The 17,808-nt window shown below is 59.8% G+C and carries 16 protein-coding genes; 8 read left to right on the forward strand and 8 right to left on the reverse strand.

Features of this window, described 5'->3' with window-relative positions:
- From ACIREA_RS09580 to ACIREA_RS09600, 5 genes are all read left to right on the forward strand, one after another.
- The coding region (locus ACIREA_RS09580) for a DUF1549 domain-containing protein (RefSeq protein ID WP_397382043.1) at positions 1-2,167 on the forward strand (2,167 nt) is incomplete at its 5' end.
- A gap of 21 nt (positions 2,168-2,188) precedes the next feature.
- Positions 2,189-3,484, forward strand: a complete 1,296-nt coding sequence (locus tag ACIREA_RS09585) for a DUF1501 domain-containing protein (protein ID WP_397382044.1) — start codon at positions 2,189-2,191, stop codon at positions 3,482-3,484.
- A 172-nt stretch (positions 3,485-3,656) separates the two neighbouring features.
- Positions 3,657-3,866, forward strand: a complete 210-nt coding sequence (locus ACIREA_RS09590; RefSeq protein ID WP_397382045.1) for a hypothetical protein — start codon at positions 3,657-3,659, stop codon at positions 3,864-3,866.
- Positions 3,863-4,270 carry a type II toxin-antitoxin system VapC family toxin gene (locus ACIREA_RS09595; protein ID WP_397382046.1) on the forward strand — a complete coding sequence of 136 codons (408 nt, stop codon included), beginning with the start codon at positions 3,863-3,865 and terminating at the stop codon, positions 4,268-4,270. Before ACIREA_RS09590 ends, ACIREA_RS09595 begins: the two co-directional genes overlap by 4 nt.
- A 65-nt stretch (positions 4,271-4,335) precedes the next feature.
- A complete protein-coding gene (locus tag ACIREA_RS09600) occupies positions 4,336-6,873 on the forward strand; it encodes a peptidase MA family metallohydrolase (RefSeq protein WP_397382047.1) in 2,538 nt (845 codons plus the stop codon).
- An 18-nt stretch (positions 6,874-6,891) separates the two neighbouring features.
- Here the strand turns inward: ACIREA_RS09600 and ACIREA_RS09605 are convergent, their stop codons facing one another.
- The 5 genes from ACIREA_RS09605 to ACIREA_RS09625 form a co-directional block, all read right to left on the reverse strand.
- Complete coding sequence (locus ACIREA_RS09605; protein ID WP_397382048.1) at positions 6,892-7,344, reverse strand: hypothetical protein; 453 nt, start codon at positions 7,342-7,344, stop codon at positions 6,892-6,894.
- A 42-nt stretch (positions 7,345-7,386) separates the two neighbouring features.
- Complete coding sequence (locus ACIREA_RS09610) at positions 7,387-8,256, reverse strand: FAD:protein FMN transferase (protein WP_397382049.1); 870 nt, start codon at positions 8,254-8,256, stop codon at positions 7,387-7,389.
- The gene (locus ACIREA_RS09615) at positions 8,253-9,848 is read right to left on the reverse strand and encodes a flippase activity-associated protein Agl23 (RefSeq protein WP_397382050.1); all 1,596 of its coding nucleotides are present in this window, start codon (positions 9,846-9,848) and stop codon (positions 8,253-8,255) included. Before ACIREA_RS09615 ends, ACIREA_RS09610 begins: the two co-directional genes overlap by 4 nt.
- 62 nt (positions 9,849-9,910) lie before the next feature.
- Positions 9,911-10,408: a hypothetical protein gene (locus tag ACIREA_RS09620; protein WP_397382051.1), complete on the reverse strand. Its 498-nt coding sequence runs from the start codon at positions 10,406-10,408 to the stop codon at positions 9,911-9,913.
- A 63-nt stretch (positions 10,409-10,471) separates the two neighbouring features.
- Positions 10,472-12,889 carry a spermidine synthase gene (locus tag ACIREA_RS09625; protein WP_397382052.1) on the reverse strand — a complete coding sequence of 806 codons (2,418 nt, stop codon included), beginning with the start codon at positions 12,887-12,889 and terminating at the stop codon, positions 10,472-10,474.
- A gap of 107 nt (positions 12,890-12,996) precedes the next feature.
- Here ACIREA_RS09625 and ACIREA_RS09630 point away from each other — a divergent pair, with 107 nt between their 5' ends.
- A complete protein-coding gene (locus ACIREA_RS09630) occupies positions 12,997-13,977 on the forward strand; it encodes a class I SAM-dependent methyltransferase (protein WP_397382053.1) in 981 nt (326 codons plus the stop codon).
- Positions 13,978-14,008: 31 nt separating this feature from the next.
- Here the strand turns inward: ACIREA_RS09630 and ACIREA_RS09635 are convergent, their stop codons facing one another.
- The 3 genes from ACIREA_RS09635 to ACIREA_RS09645 form a co-directional block, all read right to left on the reverse strand.
- The gene (locus tag ACIREA_RS09635; protein WP_397382054.1) at positions 14,009-14,746 is read right to left on the reverse strand and encodes a hypothetical protein; all 738 of its coding nucleotides are present in this window, start codon (positions 14,744-14,746) and stop codon (positions 14,009-14,011) included.
- A gap of 103 nt (positions 14,747-14,849) precedes the next feature.
- Complete coding sequence (dprA, locus tag ACIREA_RS09640; protein ID WP_397382055.1) at positions 14,850-15,950, reverse strand: DNA-processing protein DprA; 1,101 nt, start codon at positions 15,948-15,950, stop codon at positions 14,850-14,852.
- Positions 15,951-15,963: 13 nt separating this feature from the next.
- The gene (locus ACIREA_RS09645) at positions 15,964-16,476 is read right to left on the reverse strand and encodes a hypothetical protein (protein ID WP_397382056.1); all 513 of its coding nucleotides are present in this window, start codon (positions 16,474-16,476) and stop codon (positions 15,964-15,966) included.
- Positions 16,477-16,673: 197 nt separating this feature from the next.
- Between ACIREA_RS09645 and ACIREA_RS09650 the strand changes: the two genes are divergently transcribed.
- Together ACIREA_RS09650 and ACIREA_RS09655 are read left to right on the forward strand one after the other, a co-directional pair.
- On the forward strand, positions 16,674-17,339 hold the full coding sequence (locus ACIREA_RS09650) for a DUF2239 family protein (RefSeq protein WP_397382057.1): 666 nt from the start codon (positions 16,674-16,676) through the stop codon (positions 17,337-17,339).
- Positions 17,336-17,791, forward strand: coding sequence for a DUF1330 domain-containing protein (locus ACIREA_RS09655; RefSeq protein ID WP_397382058.1), 456 nt, complete (start codon positions 17,336-17,338; stop codon positions 17,789-17,791). The genes ACIREA_RS09650 and ACIREA_RS09655 overlap by 4 nt, the downstream gene beginning before the upstream one ends.
- Positions 17,792-17,808: the final 17 nt, after the last annotated feature.

Raw genomic sequence — 17,808 nt, forward strand, 5'->3', positions numbered from 1 at the left:
CCCCTTCATGAACGCCCCCCGCCTCCTCCTCGCATGCCTGCTGACTTCCGTTTCGCTGCAAGCGTCTCCGTTGCCGGAAAGCCAGAAGATTGATCAGTTCCTCAGCCAAGGCTGGGAGAAAGCCGGTCTCAAGCCGAACCCGCCCGCCAGTGACGAGGTCTTGGTGCGGCGCCTCTACCTCGACATCGCCGGGCGCATTCCAACCCTTGAAGAAGCTCTGGCTTACACTGCCTCCAAAGACCCGCAGAAGCGCGCCAAGCTCATCGACACCCTGCTGGCCTCCGACGGCTACACCAGCCACATGTTCAACTACTGGGCCGATGTGCTGCGCCTGACGGACAACGTGAAGGGCCGCATCACCGCCGAGGCTTATGAGGAATGGCTCAAGCAGCAGGTCAAAGCCAACGTGCCGTATGACAAGTTCGTCAAAAACCTCCTCACCACCGACGGCGGTGTGTGGGACAGCGGCAGCATCGGTTTCTGGCAGCGGGATGAAAACAAGCTCGACCACCTAGCCTACACCGTGCAGGTCTTTCTGGGCACCAGCATCGTCTGCGCGCAGTGTCACAACCACCCCTTCGACAAGTGGTCCCAGATGGACTACTACCACATGGCCGCCTTCACCTACGGCATGGACACGAAAAGCCGGGGCGTGGATTTCAAAGGCAGCGCCAGTAAGGGCATGGAACTGGACAAGAAAGCCTTGCAGGCCATGAGCGCCGCCGAGAAGAAAGCCTACCGGGCCAAAATGCAGGCGGAGAAAAAGGCGGAGGAATCCAAAGTCAGCCGTGAAGACATGCAGCAGGTCAAACGCGCCATGCAGGACGTGATGAAGCCGCTGCGCTACACCAGCGCCGAGTGGCAGGAAGGCAAGCAGCCCTCTCTCCCTGCGGACTATAAATACCCCGATGCCAAGCCCGGTGCAAAGGTGGAGCCCAAGACCATGTTTGGCCAGGATGCCGTGATCAAACCCGGTGAAACACGTCTGCAAGCTTTCGCCGACTGGATGACCAGCCCGGAGAATCCGCGCTTCACCACCGTGATCGCCAACCGCATGTGGAAGAAAGCCTTCGGTGTCGGCTTGATCGAGCCTGTGGATGAAATGACCGACAGCACCGTCGCCAGCAATCCGGCGCTGATGGACTACCTCGGCCAGTTGATGACCGAGAAACAATACTCGCTTAAATCCTTCCTGCGGGTGCTTTACAACACCGATACCTACCAGCGCGCCGCCACCACGCATGAGGTGCCGCTCGGCGAGACCTACCACTTCACCGGTCCCATCCTGCGCCGCATGAGCGCGGAGCAGATCTGGGACTCTTTTGTCACGCTCTCGAAGGGCAATGTGGATGACACCGTCGATGACGAGAACGCCCGCCTTCACCAATACCTCGATGATCTCTCCACCTTCCTCGGCACAGTCAAATCCAAGGGGGCTGAAGGTCTGGTGCAGGTGGCCAAAGAAGGCCGGGCCAAGCTGGATGCCAACCAGAAGCAGATCGATGACATGAAAGCCAAGCTCGAAGCTGACAAGGCGAAGGGAATCGACACCACGGCAGCAAGCAAAGCACTCGCCAAAGAGGCCGCTACCCTGCGCAGAGCCTCTGAGAAGGACATCCTCGTCGCTCTGCTCGGCAAAGAGCGCGCCGATGATCTGCGCCAGGGCTATCGCCCCGAGAAACCTGACAATCGCCCCCAGGTTGATCCTAAAACACTCGCATCCATGACCAAGGAGCAGCGCAAGGAGTTCGTGAAAGCCTATCAGCGCAACAGCAGCGGCAAGGACGGCCTCGGCCTCACCTCCCGTGCGTCTGAGCAGCCAAGTCCCGCGCGCCCCGGCACCTTCCTGCGCACCTTTGGCCAGAGCGACCGCGAACTCATCCAGAACGCCAGCGACGATGCCTCCGTGCCGCAGGCCCTCACGCTGCTCAATGGACCCGCCGCCGATGTGATCAACAACCCGGCTTCCAAATTGAATCAGGCCATCGCCAAGGCTGGGTCACCTTCAGATAAAATCGTCACACTTTATCAAGCACTGCTGAGTCGCGCTCCCACGGCCAATGAACAGGCCATCCTCAACAACGTCATCAAAGAGCGCGGCGACAAGGCCGTCGCGGATGTCACCCACGCGCTCATCACCGGCTCGCAGTTCCTCTTCGTTCAGTAATCCTCACGCCTCATCCTCCGCATGAAACCCCTCCTCCATTCCTGTGACGATGTCACCCGCCGTGACTTTGCCAAAAACATCGCCAAGACCTGCCTCGGCGTTTCCATGATGAGCGCCCTGGCGCCACGCGGCTATGCTGCGTTTGAAGGCTCCAGCAAGGCCAAGCAGGCCGCCACAGCCAAGCGAGTCATTTATCTCTACATGTCCGGCGGCATGACGCATCTGGACACCTTCGGCTGCGTGCCCGGTGCTGACACCATGGGCGGTACCAAGACCATCGCCACCAGCGCGGATGGCGTGCAGATCGGTGAACTCCTGCCGCACACCGCGAAGATGATGCATCGCGGAGCCATCATCAATTCGCTCACCTCGACGCAGGGCGCACATGCGCAGGGGAACTACTTCCAGCACACCAGCTACACCATGCGCGGTGCCACACGGCATCCCACCATGGGAGCCTGGATGCAGAAATTTCAGGGCAAGGGCAATGTCGATCTGCCCGGCTCCGTCATCATCACCAGCGACAGCAAGCACCCCGGCGGTGGTTTCTTCGAGGCCGCCTACCAGCCGCTCGTCCTCAATGATCCAGCACGTGGTCTGCAAAACAGTCATCGTCCCGGCGCACTCAGCGAGGGCGATTTCGACTACCGTCTCGGTTTGTCCGCCAAGCTCGATCAAGGATTCCAGCAGGCCTACAACTACAAGAACGTCAAAGCCTACGCGGACGTCTACAAGGACGCCATCAAGGTCATGAAGAGCGAGGACCTCGACGCCTTCGACCTCAGCAAGGAATCCCCGGAAACTCATGCCGAATACGGTGATGGAAACTTCGCGCAGGGCTGCCTGCTCGCACGTCGCCTCGTGGAGCACGGTGTGCGCTTTGTGGAAGTGAATCTCGGCGGCTGGGACATGCATCAGGACATAGCTGCCCGTCTGCCCGAGCGCTGTGGTGATCTCGATAAAGCGCTTGGAACGCTGCTCACCGATCTCGAACGCCGGGGCCTGCTGGATGACACCCTCGTCGTCCTCACCTCCGAATTCGGCCGCACCCCGAAGATCAATCAGAACGAAGGCCGCGACCACTACCCGAAAGCCTTCAGCTCCGTCCTCTGGGGCGGCGGCATCGCCGGTGGTCAGGTCTATGGCAAGACGGACAAAGGCATCGAAGTCACCGAAAACAAAGTCGGCGTCCCCGACTTCAACGCCACCATCGCCTACGCCCTCGGTCTGCCGCTCGATCTCGTGCTGTATTCCAGCACTAAGCGTCCCTTCGCAGTGACGGACAAGGGACAGCCGATCACGAGCTTGTTTGCATAAAGTTGACCCGTTGCGCCGCAACTGGTCTCTCCCGGAGGTTAGGCCTCCGGCCTGACATCGGCCCGAGGCGTCTCCGCCTTAGGTCCCGCGGGGCTCTCACGACGCATAGCGCTTGTCAGGGCAGGGATGTAACCGGACTTGCATTCAGCTTCTTCAAGATCATCTTTGACGCATGACTTCCCAGGAAAGCATTATGGCTGATTTGGAATCTTTGCCGGCGAACGCTCTTCAAAAGGTGGCCGATTTCGTGCATCAAATGCGCCAGCATACCACGGCGGATCGGCAGGCTGCTTTTGATGCCTCCTTCGGCAGCATGCCGAAAGACGAGGCGGATGCGTTTGATCGTGTGATCGAGGAAGGTTGCGAACGCATCGAGCCATGAACGGATTTGCGCTGGATACCAACATCGTCAGCGCGCATTTGCGTGGGGATGCGGAGGTCGGAGCCCAAATCAAGGCGAACACCCGGCTTTACATGCCCGTCACGGTTTTGGGCGAGCTTTATTACGGGGCGTATCACACCCAGCACCGAGACAAGCAGCTTGCCCGCATCCGATCATTTCTCCCGCTGGTGCAGACGGTTCATCATGATGACGAAATCGCCGAGCGTTACGGTCAAGCAAAAGCGCGGCTTGCCGAACTCGGTTCGATGATTCCCGAGAACGACATCTGGATCGCCGCGACCTGTCTGGTACATGACCTCACACTGGCCTCTCGTGACGCGCACTTTGAGGTGGTGGAAGGATTGCGCCTGGTGCGCTGGGAGCCCGAGGCCACGGCGGGCTAATATCTTTCCTTCCCACGCAGGCACAACTCATGCGAGAATCGGGTGTTCGGACGCGATTTGAATCCATGCGCCTGCTTTCCTTCCTTCTGCTCCTTCTGGGCATCTCGATCTCGCATGCCCAGCAGATCGATCTCGAAAAAATCTTTGAGGAGCGCAATCTGGGGCCGGTGGGGGAACTGCTGGCACGTGGCGACTACGAACTCGTGGCTCGCATTGGTGAAGCGGCGGCGGAGAAAGGACTGAAGGCGCCGGACTGGCGGATTCTGCGGTTCAAGGCGTTGCGTGAAATGGGACACATTGAGCAGGCGCTGGAGGAAACCGGGAAGGCGCTGGTGCTGTATCCGGGGCACTTCGAAATCCTGCTGCTGCGCCATGATCTGGCTCACATGCTGGGGCGGGCGGATGTGATGGCGGAGGCTTTGAAGGGCATCAATGAAGCGGCGAAATCGAAGGTGGCGAAGGATCGCACGGCCATGGAGTCGGTGGTGCTTGGCCGGGCGGCCGTGATGCTCGGTGCCGATGCGCAGAAGGTGATCGCGCAATATTTCAAACTGGCGCAGGGCAAGGATGCCAAATTAGAGGCGGCATATCTTGCCGAAGGAAATCTCGCACTCGAAAAGGATGATGCGCAGCGCGCGGCGGATGTGTTTCGCGCCGGATTGAAAGCCCATGGTGAGACGGCCGATCTGCGGCTGGGGCTTGCCAGAGCCTTTCACTCGAGTGATCGCGAGAAGGCGACGGAGAGCTTGAAGAAGGCGCTCGAATTGAATCCTCATCTGGCGGCGGCCCACCTGCTGCGGGCGGAACAGCTCATTGGCGGAGAAAAGTTCATCGAAGCCGAGGCGGCCATTCAGCAGGTGCTTGATCAAGATGGGCAGAACCCGGTGGCATGGTCGCTGCGGGCCGTCGTGGCGTATCTGTTCATGGCCGATGCCGGCAAGATGGAGGAGGCGCGAGCACATGCTTTGGAACGGTGGGGCAAAAATCCCGAGGTGGATCACACCATCGGGCGCTGTTTGTCGCGGGCCTATCGTTTTGCCGAGAGCTCGGCCCGCCAGCGTCAGGCGCTGGAGTTTGATCCGAAGTATCTGCCAGCCAAGATGCAGCTCTGCCATGATCTGCTCCGCCTTGGTGAAGAAGAGGAGGCGTGGAAGCTCGCGGAGCTGATCCGCAAGGAGGACGGCTACAACATCCAGGCGCACAATCTGGCGCTGCTGGAGAAGGAGATGAACGGCTACACCACGCAGACCTTTGAGGACTTCATCTTGAAAATGCCCAAGCGCGACTGGCCCATCTACGGCACGCGTGCACTCGCGCTGCTGCGCGATGCGAAGACCGTGCTGGGCGCGAAATACGGCATGGACTTGAAGCGCCCCGTGCTGGTGGAGTTCTTCGGCGCACAGCAGGACTTCGCCATCCGTACCTTTGGCGCACTGGGCGGGCAGGGGATGCTGGGCGTGTGCTTTGGCACCGTGGTGACGATGAACAGCCCCGGCAGTCTGGCCCATGGCCGCAACAATTGGGAGAGCACGCTGTGGCATGAGTTCTGCCATGTGATCACGCTCACCGTCACGAAGAACCGCATGCCGCGTTGGTTGAGCGAAGGCATCAGCGTTCACGAAGAGCGGCAGCGCGATCCCGCCTGGGGCATGTGGATGAATGACAAGTTTCGCGAGATGGTGCTCGATGAGGAAACTCTGACGCCCCTGACTCGTCTCAGCGGCGCTTTCATGGCGCCAAAGACGCAGGATCATCTGATGTTTGCCTACTATGAGTCCAGCCAGGCCGTGGAGTTTCTGCTGGAGAAATTCGGCAAGGACAAGTTCCAGGGCATTCTGCAGGAGCTCGCCGCTGGTAAACGAATCAACGATGCGATCGCCGCGAACGTCGGCGACATTGAAGCGGTCGAGGAGCAGTTCGCTCAGTACATCACCGCCAAGGCCAAAAGCTTTGGAGCCAAGGCCGACTGGGAAGAACCGAAGGCCGAGCAACTGAATCCCTTCGATGCAGGTTCATTCACCGAGTTTCTCAAGAAGCACCCCACCAATCTCTGGGCTCTGCACAAGGAAGCTGGGGCAATGATGGAGGCCAAGAAATGGGCCGAGGTGCTGCCGCTGGCTGACAAGATCATCGAAATGCTGCCTGACAACTACGATGCCGACAGCGGCTACGCGCTGAAGGTGCAGGCGCTGCGTCAGTTGAAGCGCACGGATGAGGAAGTCGCCGTGCTCCGGCAGATCGCGGCGAAATCATCCAGCGCGCAAAGCTCCTTCCTGCGCCTGATCGAACTTGATGTGCCGGCCAAGCGCTGGCCGGAAGTGAAAGCCAATGCCCTGCGTTCGATGGCCTTGAATCCATTTCTCGTGACACCGCAAAGAGCGCTGGCAGATGCCTGTGCCGCTCTGAACGAAACGCCGGAGGCGATTGCCGCTTTTGAACGTGTGCTCGTGCTCGATCCCAGCGGCGGCGCACAGACGCATTTCAAACTGGCTGAATTGCTCCGCGCATCCGATGCCACGAAGGCGAAACGCCACCTGCTGGATTCACTGGCGCTTGCTCCTAGGAACCGGGAGGGGCTGGCTCTCTTGGCGGAGTGGAAGTGATCACGGAGTGAATTGCTTCTACCTAGCCTGTGAGAAAAGGCGCAGTGTGCCGAGTTCCAGCGTCAGTGCATTAAGCTTGGATGGTGTGTGGCCAAGGACCCAGGCATGGATCTTATAGTCTTGGTCCAAGGCAAAAAGTGTCGTCTGGTAGATCGAGCCATCGGGCTTGGTCTTACGATGCCATGTGACTTTGTGGGTTCCGATTTTGCCGGCATGGCGCGTGCTGCCAGCCTCTGGCTTGAAAGACGGATGCCCGCCGATGTAAAAACCAATCTCACCCTCTGCGGGTGATTTGGGGATGCCGTGGAAAACGCGGAAGTCAGGCCCGTCAACTTTGTGCCAGCGCATGGAGACGTTGGAGTTTGGGCCGAGCAGATGTGCCTTCTCCTCTTTGGAAAGCGCGGGTGCTTGTTTGCTGGAGCACGAGGCTAGGATGGCGGTGAGAAGGACAATGAAAGCAATTCGGTGCATGGCTGTGAAGAGGTTGAACTGACTTGTTCTCGGCTTTTTTGTCTATGACATTTCCAACTCCAGCGCCTCCACATCCTCATAGCGGGCGCAAAGCACACCGATCTCGTCTTTCTCCATCACCATGAACGCCGTCGAGAGCGCATCTGACAAAGCGGCGGTGGGGGCGAGGGCGTAGGTGCGGCGGTTCTTGAGAGGAACGGGGGCAAACAGGCGCGGGTTCATGATGTGCGCGCCCTTAACGGCGAAGCCCGAACCACTAACGGCGCGATTGAGAAGGGCGGTTTGTTTTTCACCGCCTCCGAGGGTGATGGACCATGCCTCTTTGCCACTTGGTGCACCGATGGCGAGGATAGTGCTGTCTCCAGCATTGAGGACGAAATTGCTGATCTTCCAGTCCTGCAGCACGTCGGCGGCTTGATCGAGTGCGTAGCCTTTGCCCATGGCACCGAGGTCGAAGATCATGCCGGTGGCATGCACGGTGACGCTCATGGTTTCTTCATCAAGGTCGAAGCGCTGGCTGCCGATGATCTGGCGCGCCTGCTCCAGCACGTCTTTGCTGACCTGCCTTGGCTCGCCTTCGGACGTGATGAACAGATCCATAAGCGGACCGATAGTGATGTCGAAGGCTCCCGCTGTTTCCTGATGCATGGCCTTGGCCAGCGACAGGCAATCCCACGCCGCCATGCCGACCCGGATGCTCTCCCCCGCTTTGAGCTGCCCAAGGCGGTAGATGTCGCTGGTGGCGCGGAAGCGGCTCAGCTCGTCTTCGAGCCGGGCGATTTCTTGAAACACCGCCTGTGAGGCCTGGGCCGCGTAGGTTTCATCGGCATCCTCATGATTGATGATGACGTCGAAGGTGGTGGCCATCGCATTGCAGGTGAAGCGATGGTGCTGCGGGGTGGGAGCGCTCACGGTTTGGCGGCTTCCTGCTGCTTGCGCAGGCTGTGACGGTCCCAGAGGGATTGTTCAATCCAGAGGTTCAGCATCACGCCGGGGCGAAGGCCGAAGAGATCCGGCTTGGTGTACGTTTTACCGGCGAATTTCGCTTCCAGTGCGGCCTTCATCTCGGGTTCAGCGATGATGACCCGTGCGTCAATGGTTTCAGGGATCGTGGTGGTGTAATGAACGCTTTTGATGTCGCGCCAGTACCAAGGCAGAGGCCAGCCTGCGTCGCGATTGATGACGAGAACATTGAAGGCATCATCCGGTGCGGTCTTCTGCAGTTCTCGCACCTGAGGCAGCAGCCGCAGAAGGTTGGTGGAAGTGTGCGAGTAAACGTAAGGATTGCGCGAATCGGCAGCGTAGAGGTGAATGGCGTGGTTGGTCTGCGACAGGAGATGGTAAAGACCGAGGCCGAAGGCGACCTTGAAAACGAGCCGCGAGAATTTCCCGGTGAGTGATCCCGCAATCGCGGCAGCACCGACTCCCGCCAGCAGCGTCAGCGCATGCTGGGCGCTGAGGATTGACCAGGGAGTCTTGTAGGCGAGGAAGGAATAGATAAAGAAGAGGACCAGGGTGTAAACGGAGAGGAACACGAGAAAGGCCTGCCGCGCGGGCTGCTTCATGTGGTTTCCCAGAAATGCATACAGCATTCCGATGATGCCGAGGCCGCCGATCATGGCCTCGCTCCACACCAGGCCGTCTTTGCGCCAGAAGATGAGCGTGAGGTAGTAGTGCCAGGGCTTCTCATGGCCGCTGCCACCGGCGCGCTCAAAGTAGTTCAGGTAGGTCAGGGCGCTGTCCTTCACGGCCTGCCAGTCTTTAAATCCACCGGAGTAGATCGTGATGCTGGTCACGATGGCAGCAATGATGACCCACAGCCAGGGAGTGGCTGCACGGCGCTTGCTCCCACCGGTGTCATAGCCGCTGCGCCGGGGGGCGAAGTCCCCGACCATCATTTTGGTGACGGCGAATCCAACGAGCCCGGCGACGACATTGATGGCGAAGGTCTCCTTGGTGGCGTGCTGCATGCCGATGGCAAAGCCCGCCAGCAACAGCCACCAGCGCCCGCCTCCCTGTGAGTAGTGCCACAGCGAAGCGATGCTGAGCGTGATGAACAGCACCAGCGGCACCTCCATGATGAAGTAGCGCGAGTAATAGACCTCCATTGGCGAGATGGCGATGAGCAGCATCGCGAACCCCGTGGCAAGCCGGCCGAGTGCATTGCGCAGCAGCAGCGTGGTCAGCAGGAGCAGCAGTCCGCAGACCACCGGCACGGTGCGCAGCTCGGCTTCGGTCCAGGTGGAGGAGTCTCCCCAGCCGGAAAGCTTGGACCAGATGCGTGTGATGTAGTGCAGCCCTGGGCCGTGGAAGTCTTTCGGGTCGTATTTAAAATGGCCGGTGGCCTGGAACTCCGCGGACTTCATCGCGAGGATGGCCTCGTCGGTGTGCATGGGGCGCTCGCCAAGCGTGGGAAAGCGGTAATAAGCGCCAAGGAAAAGGGCGACTAGGGCGAAGATCGTCAGGCCAAGGCGGCCGAGAGATTTTTTCTGAGGAGGGGGCATGGGGGGAGACGAATGACGAGAGCAGAATGCGAGCCGGGCGCCGCAAAGCAATGGCGGAAGAATTAGATGAGTTCGCGGCGTTCGACCTGAAGGCTTTGCTGGCGGGTGCGGCGCAGGTGAAAGCGCTCCTGGGTGGGGGACAGGGTTTCGCTGCCGCCGTGCTCCACGACCACGGTGACGTATTGCGGATGCACGGACAATTCGAGAAAGCGCAGCACGGGGGTGCCGCGCGTGCGGAAGAAGCAGTGAATGGGGATGTGCGGGTGTGCAGCGTTCCACAGCCAGCGTGCCGGCGAAAAACGCTCCTCATCCATCAGGGCACAGAGGATCTCACGCATCACCATCTCGCCATGCTTGCGCGACCACTTCCAGGCCTCCCGGCGGTTCATGAGTTCATTGAACTTGGCCACGAGCGGGTTGGCATGCGCCTGCTCCATCTCCTGGATGATCTCACAGGTATGCACCGCCATGGCGGTGCGGAATTCCTCCCGTGTGATTTGGCCGCTGTCGAACCAGCGGAACAGCTGCTGCGGCGTGGGGACTGGATCGAGTGAGAGCATGGCGAATCGCCTAAGTTTGGCGCGTTCGCGGGCGTTCGCAAATTCACTCTTGGTCCCGGGACCCTATTCCTTGATATTCTGCGGGATGTCCAAAATGCGCAGCAGATTGTGATATCGGTCGGTCCAGAGCCGGACGTCCTGCTTCAGTTCGATCTCATTCCCCAGCAGCTCCGCTGGCGTGGCCTTGAGGAAAGCCTCGTTGCGAGTCACGAGGATGTAGTCCGTCGAGTCATGGTCGCCATCGGCCTCGGTGGCGATACGGACGGTTTTGAAGCCGACAGCAGCGGCGATCTTTTCGATCACCGGCGCCAGCACGAGATAACTGTTGGTGATGTGCACGGCAATGATGCCGTCGGGCTTCATGTGGCGGTCGTAGATCGTGAAGGCTTCCTGGGTCAGCAGGTGCACCGGCACGGAGTCACCGCTGAAGGCGTCGAGCAGCAGCACATCAAACTGCTGCGATGGCTCGCGGTCGAGCGCCAGACGCGCATCTGAAACGACGACCTCCACCTTGGCCCCGCGTTTTCTGGCATCCTCGAGGTAGAGGAACCATTTCTCCGCGATGCGCACCACATCGGGATTGATGTCATAGAAGCGGAAGGTCTGCCCGCTCTTGGCGTAGCAAGAGACGGTGCCAGCTCCCATGCCCACCACGCCGACGCGCGCGTCCGGGCGGTCCTTGAGGCTGTCGAGCACCTTGCCGATGCCGGTCTGGTGGCCGTAGTAGCTGGTGGGTTCTTCACGGATCGAGGCAGCGAGATTCTGCATGCCGTGGATGATGCCCCCGTTGGTGAGCTGGCGGTATTGCAAGGTCTCGCCCCCGCTTTGGTAATCATCCTCCGAGACGGAGAGCATGCCGTAGAAATTGCGCACGCGTTCAACCTTGTCGTCATTCTTGAAGCCGAGGTCGGTCATCGTGAGCAGGACGAGGGTGAAGAGCATGCCGAGCATGGTGATGGAGATCAGCGCAGGACGCATGAAGCCACGCCGGATGATGCGGAAGACGAGCACGGCCAGACAAAGACCGATGCCCGCCAGCGTGCCGTAGATCACCTCTGGCGGTGGCATAAGGTCGATCTTCAACTGCTTCTGCACCTCCTCCTGAGTGAGGATGCCGTGATGAATCAGCATCCAGGCCACCCCGCAGGTCACGGCCGTGATGACCAGTGCCAGCAGCCATTCCCACACATGTTTGACCCTCAGCACCGAGCGCAGCAAAATGTAGCACGCGAGGGCGGCCACCACGATGAGGCTGATCGGCCATTCCGCAAAGGAGGTGAATATGTGAGGTGCCCCAAGACTGACGAACAATCCGCCCAGCGCACCGCCGAAGGACATGAGGAGATAAAATTCGGTGAGCCGCCGCGGGGCGGGTTTCAGCCGCGTGAGTTCTCCATGGCAGAGCATGCAGGCGATAAACATGGCGCTGAAGGACCAGCCCAGCTCCCAGATGAAATTTGGCGTGAGGTCGATGCTAGCAAGGTGGAACTTCTGCCCGGTCAGCCGGTTCAGCAGGGGCTCCACGTGGTTGTGCATCATCAATTCGAAATCGATCCAGAATGACTGGCCCTGGAGCCGGCTTTCCGTGCAGGTGAGAAACAGCACGGGCAGAGCCAGCAGCGCCCATAGCGCGCAGATGCGTGCATACCAGCGCTCATGCTCAAAGCAGATGATGAAGGTGAGCAGGTAGAGGCTCAGGGGGACGACCCACAGGAAGGGGATCACCGCCACGTCCTGGCAGACGTGATTCGTTGCGGAAAGCAGCACGCAGCTGGCCAGTGCGGGCAGCAGCACCCACTGGATTCTTTTCAGCCAGCCGGGATGATCGGCAGCGGTGTCGATCACCACGTCGGGCTTGGCCTCTGCCTCGATGGCATGATTGCGGTCCAGCCAGATGCCGGCCAGAGAGAGCACTGCAAAGGCGCCGAAGCCCACTGCCCAAAGCGTCGTCTGCTCCACCACATCCCAGTGGACTTCAAAGAACAAAGGGTAGCTCAGCAGTGCCGCGAGCGAGCCGATGTTTGAAAGCGCATACAGCCGCCACGGACTGGCCCCATTCGTGGTGCGGGTGAACCACACCTGCACCAGCGGACTCGTGCTGGAGAGCACGAAGTAGGGCAGCCCCACGCTGACAAACAGCAGCAGCAAAATGCGCAGTGCGGGATCTTCAGAGCCCGTCGGTTTCCACATTTCATTCGGAGCGATGGGCAGCATGGCGATCGCCATGCCCAGCAGCAGGCCATGAACGATGCCCTGCCAGCGCCGTGGCAGCAGCGTCAGCGTGTGCGCATAGGCATAGCCGGCAAACAGCACCACCTGGAAAAACAGCATGCACGTCGTCCACACCCCCGGGCTACCACCGAACCACGGCAGGATGAATTTGCTGATGATCGGCTGCACCTGAAACAGCAGAAAGGCGCTCAACAGGCTCAGTGCCGCGAGGATGATACCGGGGACGGCACGGGAAGGGGTGGCGGACATGGGAGAAAGGGCGTGAGGCTGGCATATCACGCTGTTTGTGGGAAGATAAAAGTAAGGACATTGTGCAGAGCCGCTGGCAATCCACGCCTATCGCGACATCATGCCGCATGCCGCAACCGCCCCGCCGCCCCTTCCGTCCTCGTCCCTCACCGCCCCGTGAGCCGGGCAGTCGCGAACAGGATGACCGCGAGCAGGGGAATGGTGCGCAAAGCAACCTTCCGCAAGGAAACCGCGAATACGGCAATCGTCCGCAGGGCAATCGTGAGCAATTCAAACGTCCGCAGGGCAACCGTGCCCAGCGCAAACTTGAGAAGACCAATCGTGCTCAGGGCGGCCACGCACACGGCACCTCATGGGAAAAATCCGCCGACTGGTACGACGGCATCATTGGCGAGCGCGGCTCAGAGCTCTACCAGGCCGTTGTCATTCCCGGTGCTCTCAATCTGCTGGCACCCAAGCGCGGTGAGCGCGTGCTCGATCTTGGCTGCGGTCAGGGCGTCTTTTCCCGCGCACTCGCCCAGGAAGGATGCCAGGTGACCGGTGTCGACGCCGCTCCCACGCTGATCCAAAAAGCACGCACCTACCCCGTGAAGCCGCCGGTGCGCTACCTCGCCCGCGATGCCGCGCAGATCGAGGACCTCGGCGAGTTCGATGCCGCCTCCGCCATCCTCTGCGTGCAAAACATGGAGCACCTTGATGTCGTCAGCGCCGCCGCCGCCAAAGTCCTTAAGCCCGGCGGCCGCATGCTCTGGGTTGTCAATCATCCCGCCTTCCGCATCCCGCGTCAGACGAGCTGGGGCAATGATGAAGCCGCCAAGATTCAGTACCGCCGCATCGATGCCTACAGCAGCACCCTGAGCATCCCCATCATCATGCACCCCGGCAGGCCCGACAGCGAGACCACCACCTCCTTTCACCGCAGCCTGCAAACCCTCACCGCCACCGGCTTCGGCGCGGGCTTGCGGCTTGCAGGCATCGAAGAATGGTACTCCCACAAAGAAAGCCAGCCCGGCCCCCGCGCCGCCGCCGAGAACCGTTCACGGAAAGAGTTCCCGCTGTTCCTGGCGCTGCTTTGGGAGAAGCGGTGAAGTGTTAGTTATGGGCAGGGGATAGCTGAGATTACTTCGACTTAACCGGAGCAGATTTCCCAGTGCCGGTGGGTTTCTTTTTCTCAGAGCCTTCAATAGGCGCATTCCACTGCCATCCGCTCACTGAAGTTTCCTTCTTCCATTGAAGATGGATGATGGCGTCCTTGGGCGGCTTTGTGGCGATCTCAGCCTGATAGTTTTTGCGCAACTCTTCTGCTCCTTTGGGGGTGATCTGTCCCATTTCATCGACGAGGCTCCAGATGGCCTTGTAACGTTCGCCATATTCTTCTGGAGAATTACCGTCTCCGAAGCTGCCATACTTCATCGTGTTCGTCCTATTCAGAATGAAAATCGCTTCATCTTCATCGTCTGGTGCCGTTGCGGCCGCATAGACATTTTTAAATTGAGTAGGTATCAAAAAAAGCAGGTGATGCTGACCAGGCTTTGGATGAATCATCCCGGGGACGTTCGCCATGACACCTTCAGGCATCGAGAGCATCAGGGTGCGAATCACATCTCCCTTTTGCGCCCCTTTGACAGGTTCGATGACTTCAATTTCGACCTTCAGCCATTCAAACACAAGATAGTCTTTGGTCGGGTAAACGATTTTCTCTTTGATGCCAGAGGGTTGCACGGATTTCACCTTGCCCACCAGCACCAGCGAGGACCGGCACATCAACGTCTTCATGTCATAGCTCAGAACGGCACGTGCCAGACCCTTTGTAGGAAATAGAGCTGCCAGGATGAACAAAAGAGTGAGCGTCTTCATGGCATGCTTGGATTTTTAGCCAACAGGAACAGCATGACCAAATTCACCGTGTTTGTCAGCACCTTTCTGAGGTGCTGCATTCGAGGGCTTGGCAGGCATTCTCTCACACCAGCCTCACATACCTCCGCCCCGGCAGCGCCCGGATCATCCGCTTCATCTCCAGCCGCATCAGCGTCGCTGACACCGTCGCGGTGGTCAGGCCGGAGGTGGTGGTGATGTCGTTGATGTGGGCTTCGTCGGTGCTGATGGCGTTGTAGAGGATTTCTTCCTCCAGCGTGAGCGTGACGACGGGGCGGGACTCTTCGACCTTCGGCGCTTTGGGCGCGGTGGGGAAGAGGGTCATCAAATCGTCGAGCACATCGGCGCCATCCATGATGAGCTTGGCCCCTTGTTGAATGAGGCGATTGCAACCGGCGGAGGTCGGTTTGTCGATGGGGCCGGGCACGGCATACACGGTGCGGCCCTGCTCTGTGGCCTGCTGCGCGGTGATCAGGGAGCCGCTGCGCAGCGGAGCCTCGACCACGATCAAGCCGCAGGTCCAGCCCGCGACGATGCGGTTGCGGTAGGGAAAGGTTTGTTTGTCGGCGGGACGATCCACCGGATACTCGCTGACCACCGCGCCGTTTTGAGCGATGCGTTCGGCGAGTGCCATGTTTTCCGGCGGGTAGAGCTTGCCCATGCCGGAGCCGATGACGGCGACTGTGCGGCCTTTGGCTGCGAGTGCTGCTTCATGCGCTGCGGTGTCGATGCCACGGGCAAGTCCGCTCACCACGGTGTAACCGGCATAGGCGATCTGAAAGCTGAGCTTCTTCGCCGTGCTCAGGCCGTAATGCGTGGCATGGCGGCTGCCGACCACGCCGAGGGCGTTGTGATCCCGCTTGGTGAGTTCACCCCAGACGGTGAGGACGAGCGGCGGGTTGTAGATTTCGCGCAGCAGCGGCGGGTAGAGCTCATCCTCCTGCGTGAGCAGGGTGAGATCGCGTTCCTTGACCTTCTTGAGCTCGCCTTCGAGATCGACTTGGGCTTCCCATCCGGCGATGTTCTCCGCCTGAGCGAGGCCGAAACCTTCGATCTGGAGGATGTCGCTGCTTTTGGCGCTGAGGATGCGTTCAGGGTTGCCGAAGTGCTGCAGCAGTTTACGCACACGCACAGGGCCCACCTGTGGGAGCAGGTTCAGTACAAGCCAGGCCTCGGTGCGGGTCATTGCACGCTCAGGCTCAGGCAGCAGAGGCGGTGGCTTCGCCGTTTTTTGCGGCAGCAGCGGCGGATTCGGGCAGGGCGACGTTCGTTTGCGACGAACCGGAACCGATCAGTTTGCGGAAGATCTTCGAAGGGAAGGACTGGCCCTTCTCCTCGTTCTCAAGCTGGCCCAGAGCCGCCGATTTGGCCATCTCCCATGCCGGAGCGAAGCCGGGGGCGCTGATGACCATCTGCTTTTCGGCGCGGGCCAGGATTTCCAGCTCGCGCTGCATCTTGTTGTCAGGGCGTTCGTTGAGGCGGGCGATCTGCATGCGCAGGTTTTCGTTCTCCTGCTTCAGCGCGGCGCGCTCCTTGTTGATGTCCTGGCTCTGCTTGGAATCGAGGTCCAGCTTGTCGCTGAGCATGTTTTTGTAGCGCTTGAGTTCGCGCTTGGTCTTCCAATGGCCCCAGAGGGACTGGACGAGGAAAATACCGCAGAGCACGATGCCGTAGATGAAAGTGTTCTGGGGGGATAGGAGGTCTTTGAACATGGCTGACGAAAACTAACTCATGCCCCGGCGTGTGCAACCGGGCAAAGCACCGCAATAAGGCCATTTCCACCTCAACTTTATCCCTTGTGGCGGGTCCTTGGCAAAAAGCAGGAAGGTAAGAAAAGGTCGGGCTGAGTTATTTTTACCCGGATGAAAATACACTTGAATTTTATCCGGGTAATATTAAGTCACTCCATATGACCGAACCATTCCTCAATCACTCATTCACCACCTTTGATGGCCACCGGCGTGTCGCTGAGGGGGCATTGCGCACGAACGCTCTGGCGCTCAAAAGTGCGCTCGAACGCGGCTCACCCGGACCGGTTTTGATTTTTGACGATGCTACAGGGCGCACCGTCGAAGTGGACACCCGGGGGACTGACGAGGAGGTCTGCGCCCGCCTGACTGCGCTCTTTCCATCTCATGAGCAAACAGCCGCTGAAGCGACCGCAATGGAGCCTGCAACTCCCCGGGGGCGCGGGCGGCCAAGGCTGGGGGTGGTGCCGCGAGAGATCACGCTGCTCCCTCGGCATTGGGACTGGCTGGATACACAACCTGGCGGCGCATCCGTGGCTCTGAGAAAACTGGTCGAAGAAGCCCGGCGTCAGAGCAGTGAAAAAGACCAGGCGCGAAAAGCTCTCGAACGCGCCTACCAGTTCATGGTCACCCTTGGCGGCGATCTTCCAGGCTTTGAGGAGGCTTCACGCGCGCTCTTTGCCAATGACGTGCTGAAGTTGCAGGAGCAACTGTCCGCCTGGCCCCGTGACGTGAGTGACTACGTGATGCGGCTTGCTTTGGGAAAGGAATGGCGTACGTCCCTCGAAGCTCGTGCGCAGGGGAAGGAAGGAGGCCCAGCGGCATGAGTCCCGTCCCCGCATCCCCGCGCTGCCTCATGCCCACGCAGCAGGCTGGCCGCGAATTTGCCATGAGAGGCATGCAAGGCGAGCTCATCATGCTGAACCTGCTGCGCTTCCGTGAAACAGCCGACTATTCCTCGGCTCCTGAGCTGGCCCCCGACAGCCCCATCCGTGGTGCGGAAGCTTTTGATCGCTACATTCGCCACACCCTGCCTTTTTTACACCAAAGCGGGGGAGAACTCATGTTCCTCGGTGCGGGTGGCTCGTTCCTCATCGGCCCTGAGCATGAGAGATGGGATCTGGTTATGCTGGTGCGCCAGAGCAGTGCGGAGGCCTTCCTAGCATTTGCAGAAAATCAAGACTGCATGGCCGGCCTCGGCCACCGGACGGCTGCCGTCCAGGACTCCCGCCTGCTGCCCCTGAGCCAGATCAGCAGCTTTGACGGCGGCATCAACTAAATTCCAGGCATTATTTA

Source organism: Prosthecobacter sp. (genome assembly GCF_044373815.1).
Classification (GTDB): Bacteria; Verrucomicrobiota; Verrucomicrobiia; order Verrucomicrobiales; family Verrucomicrobiaceae; genus Prosthecobacter.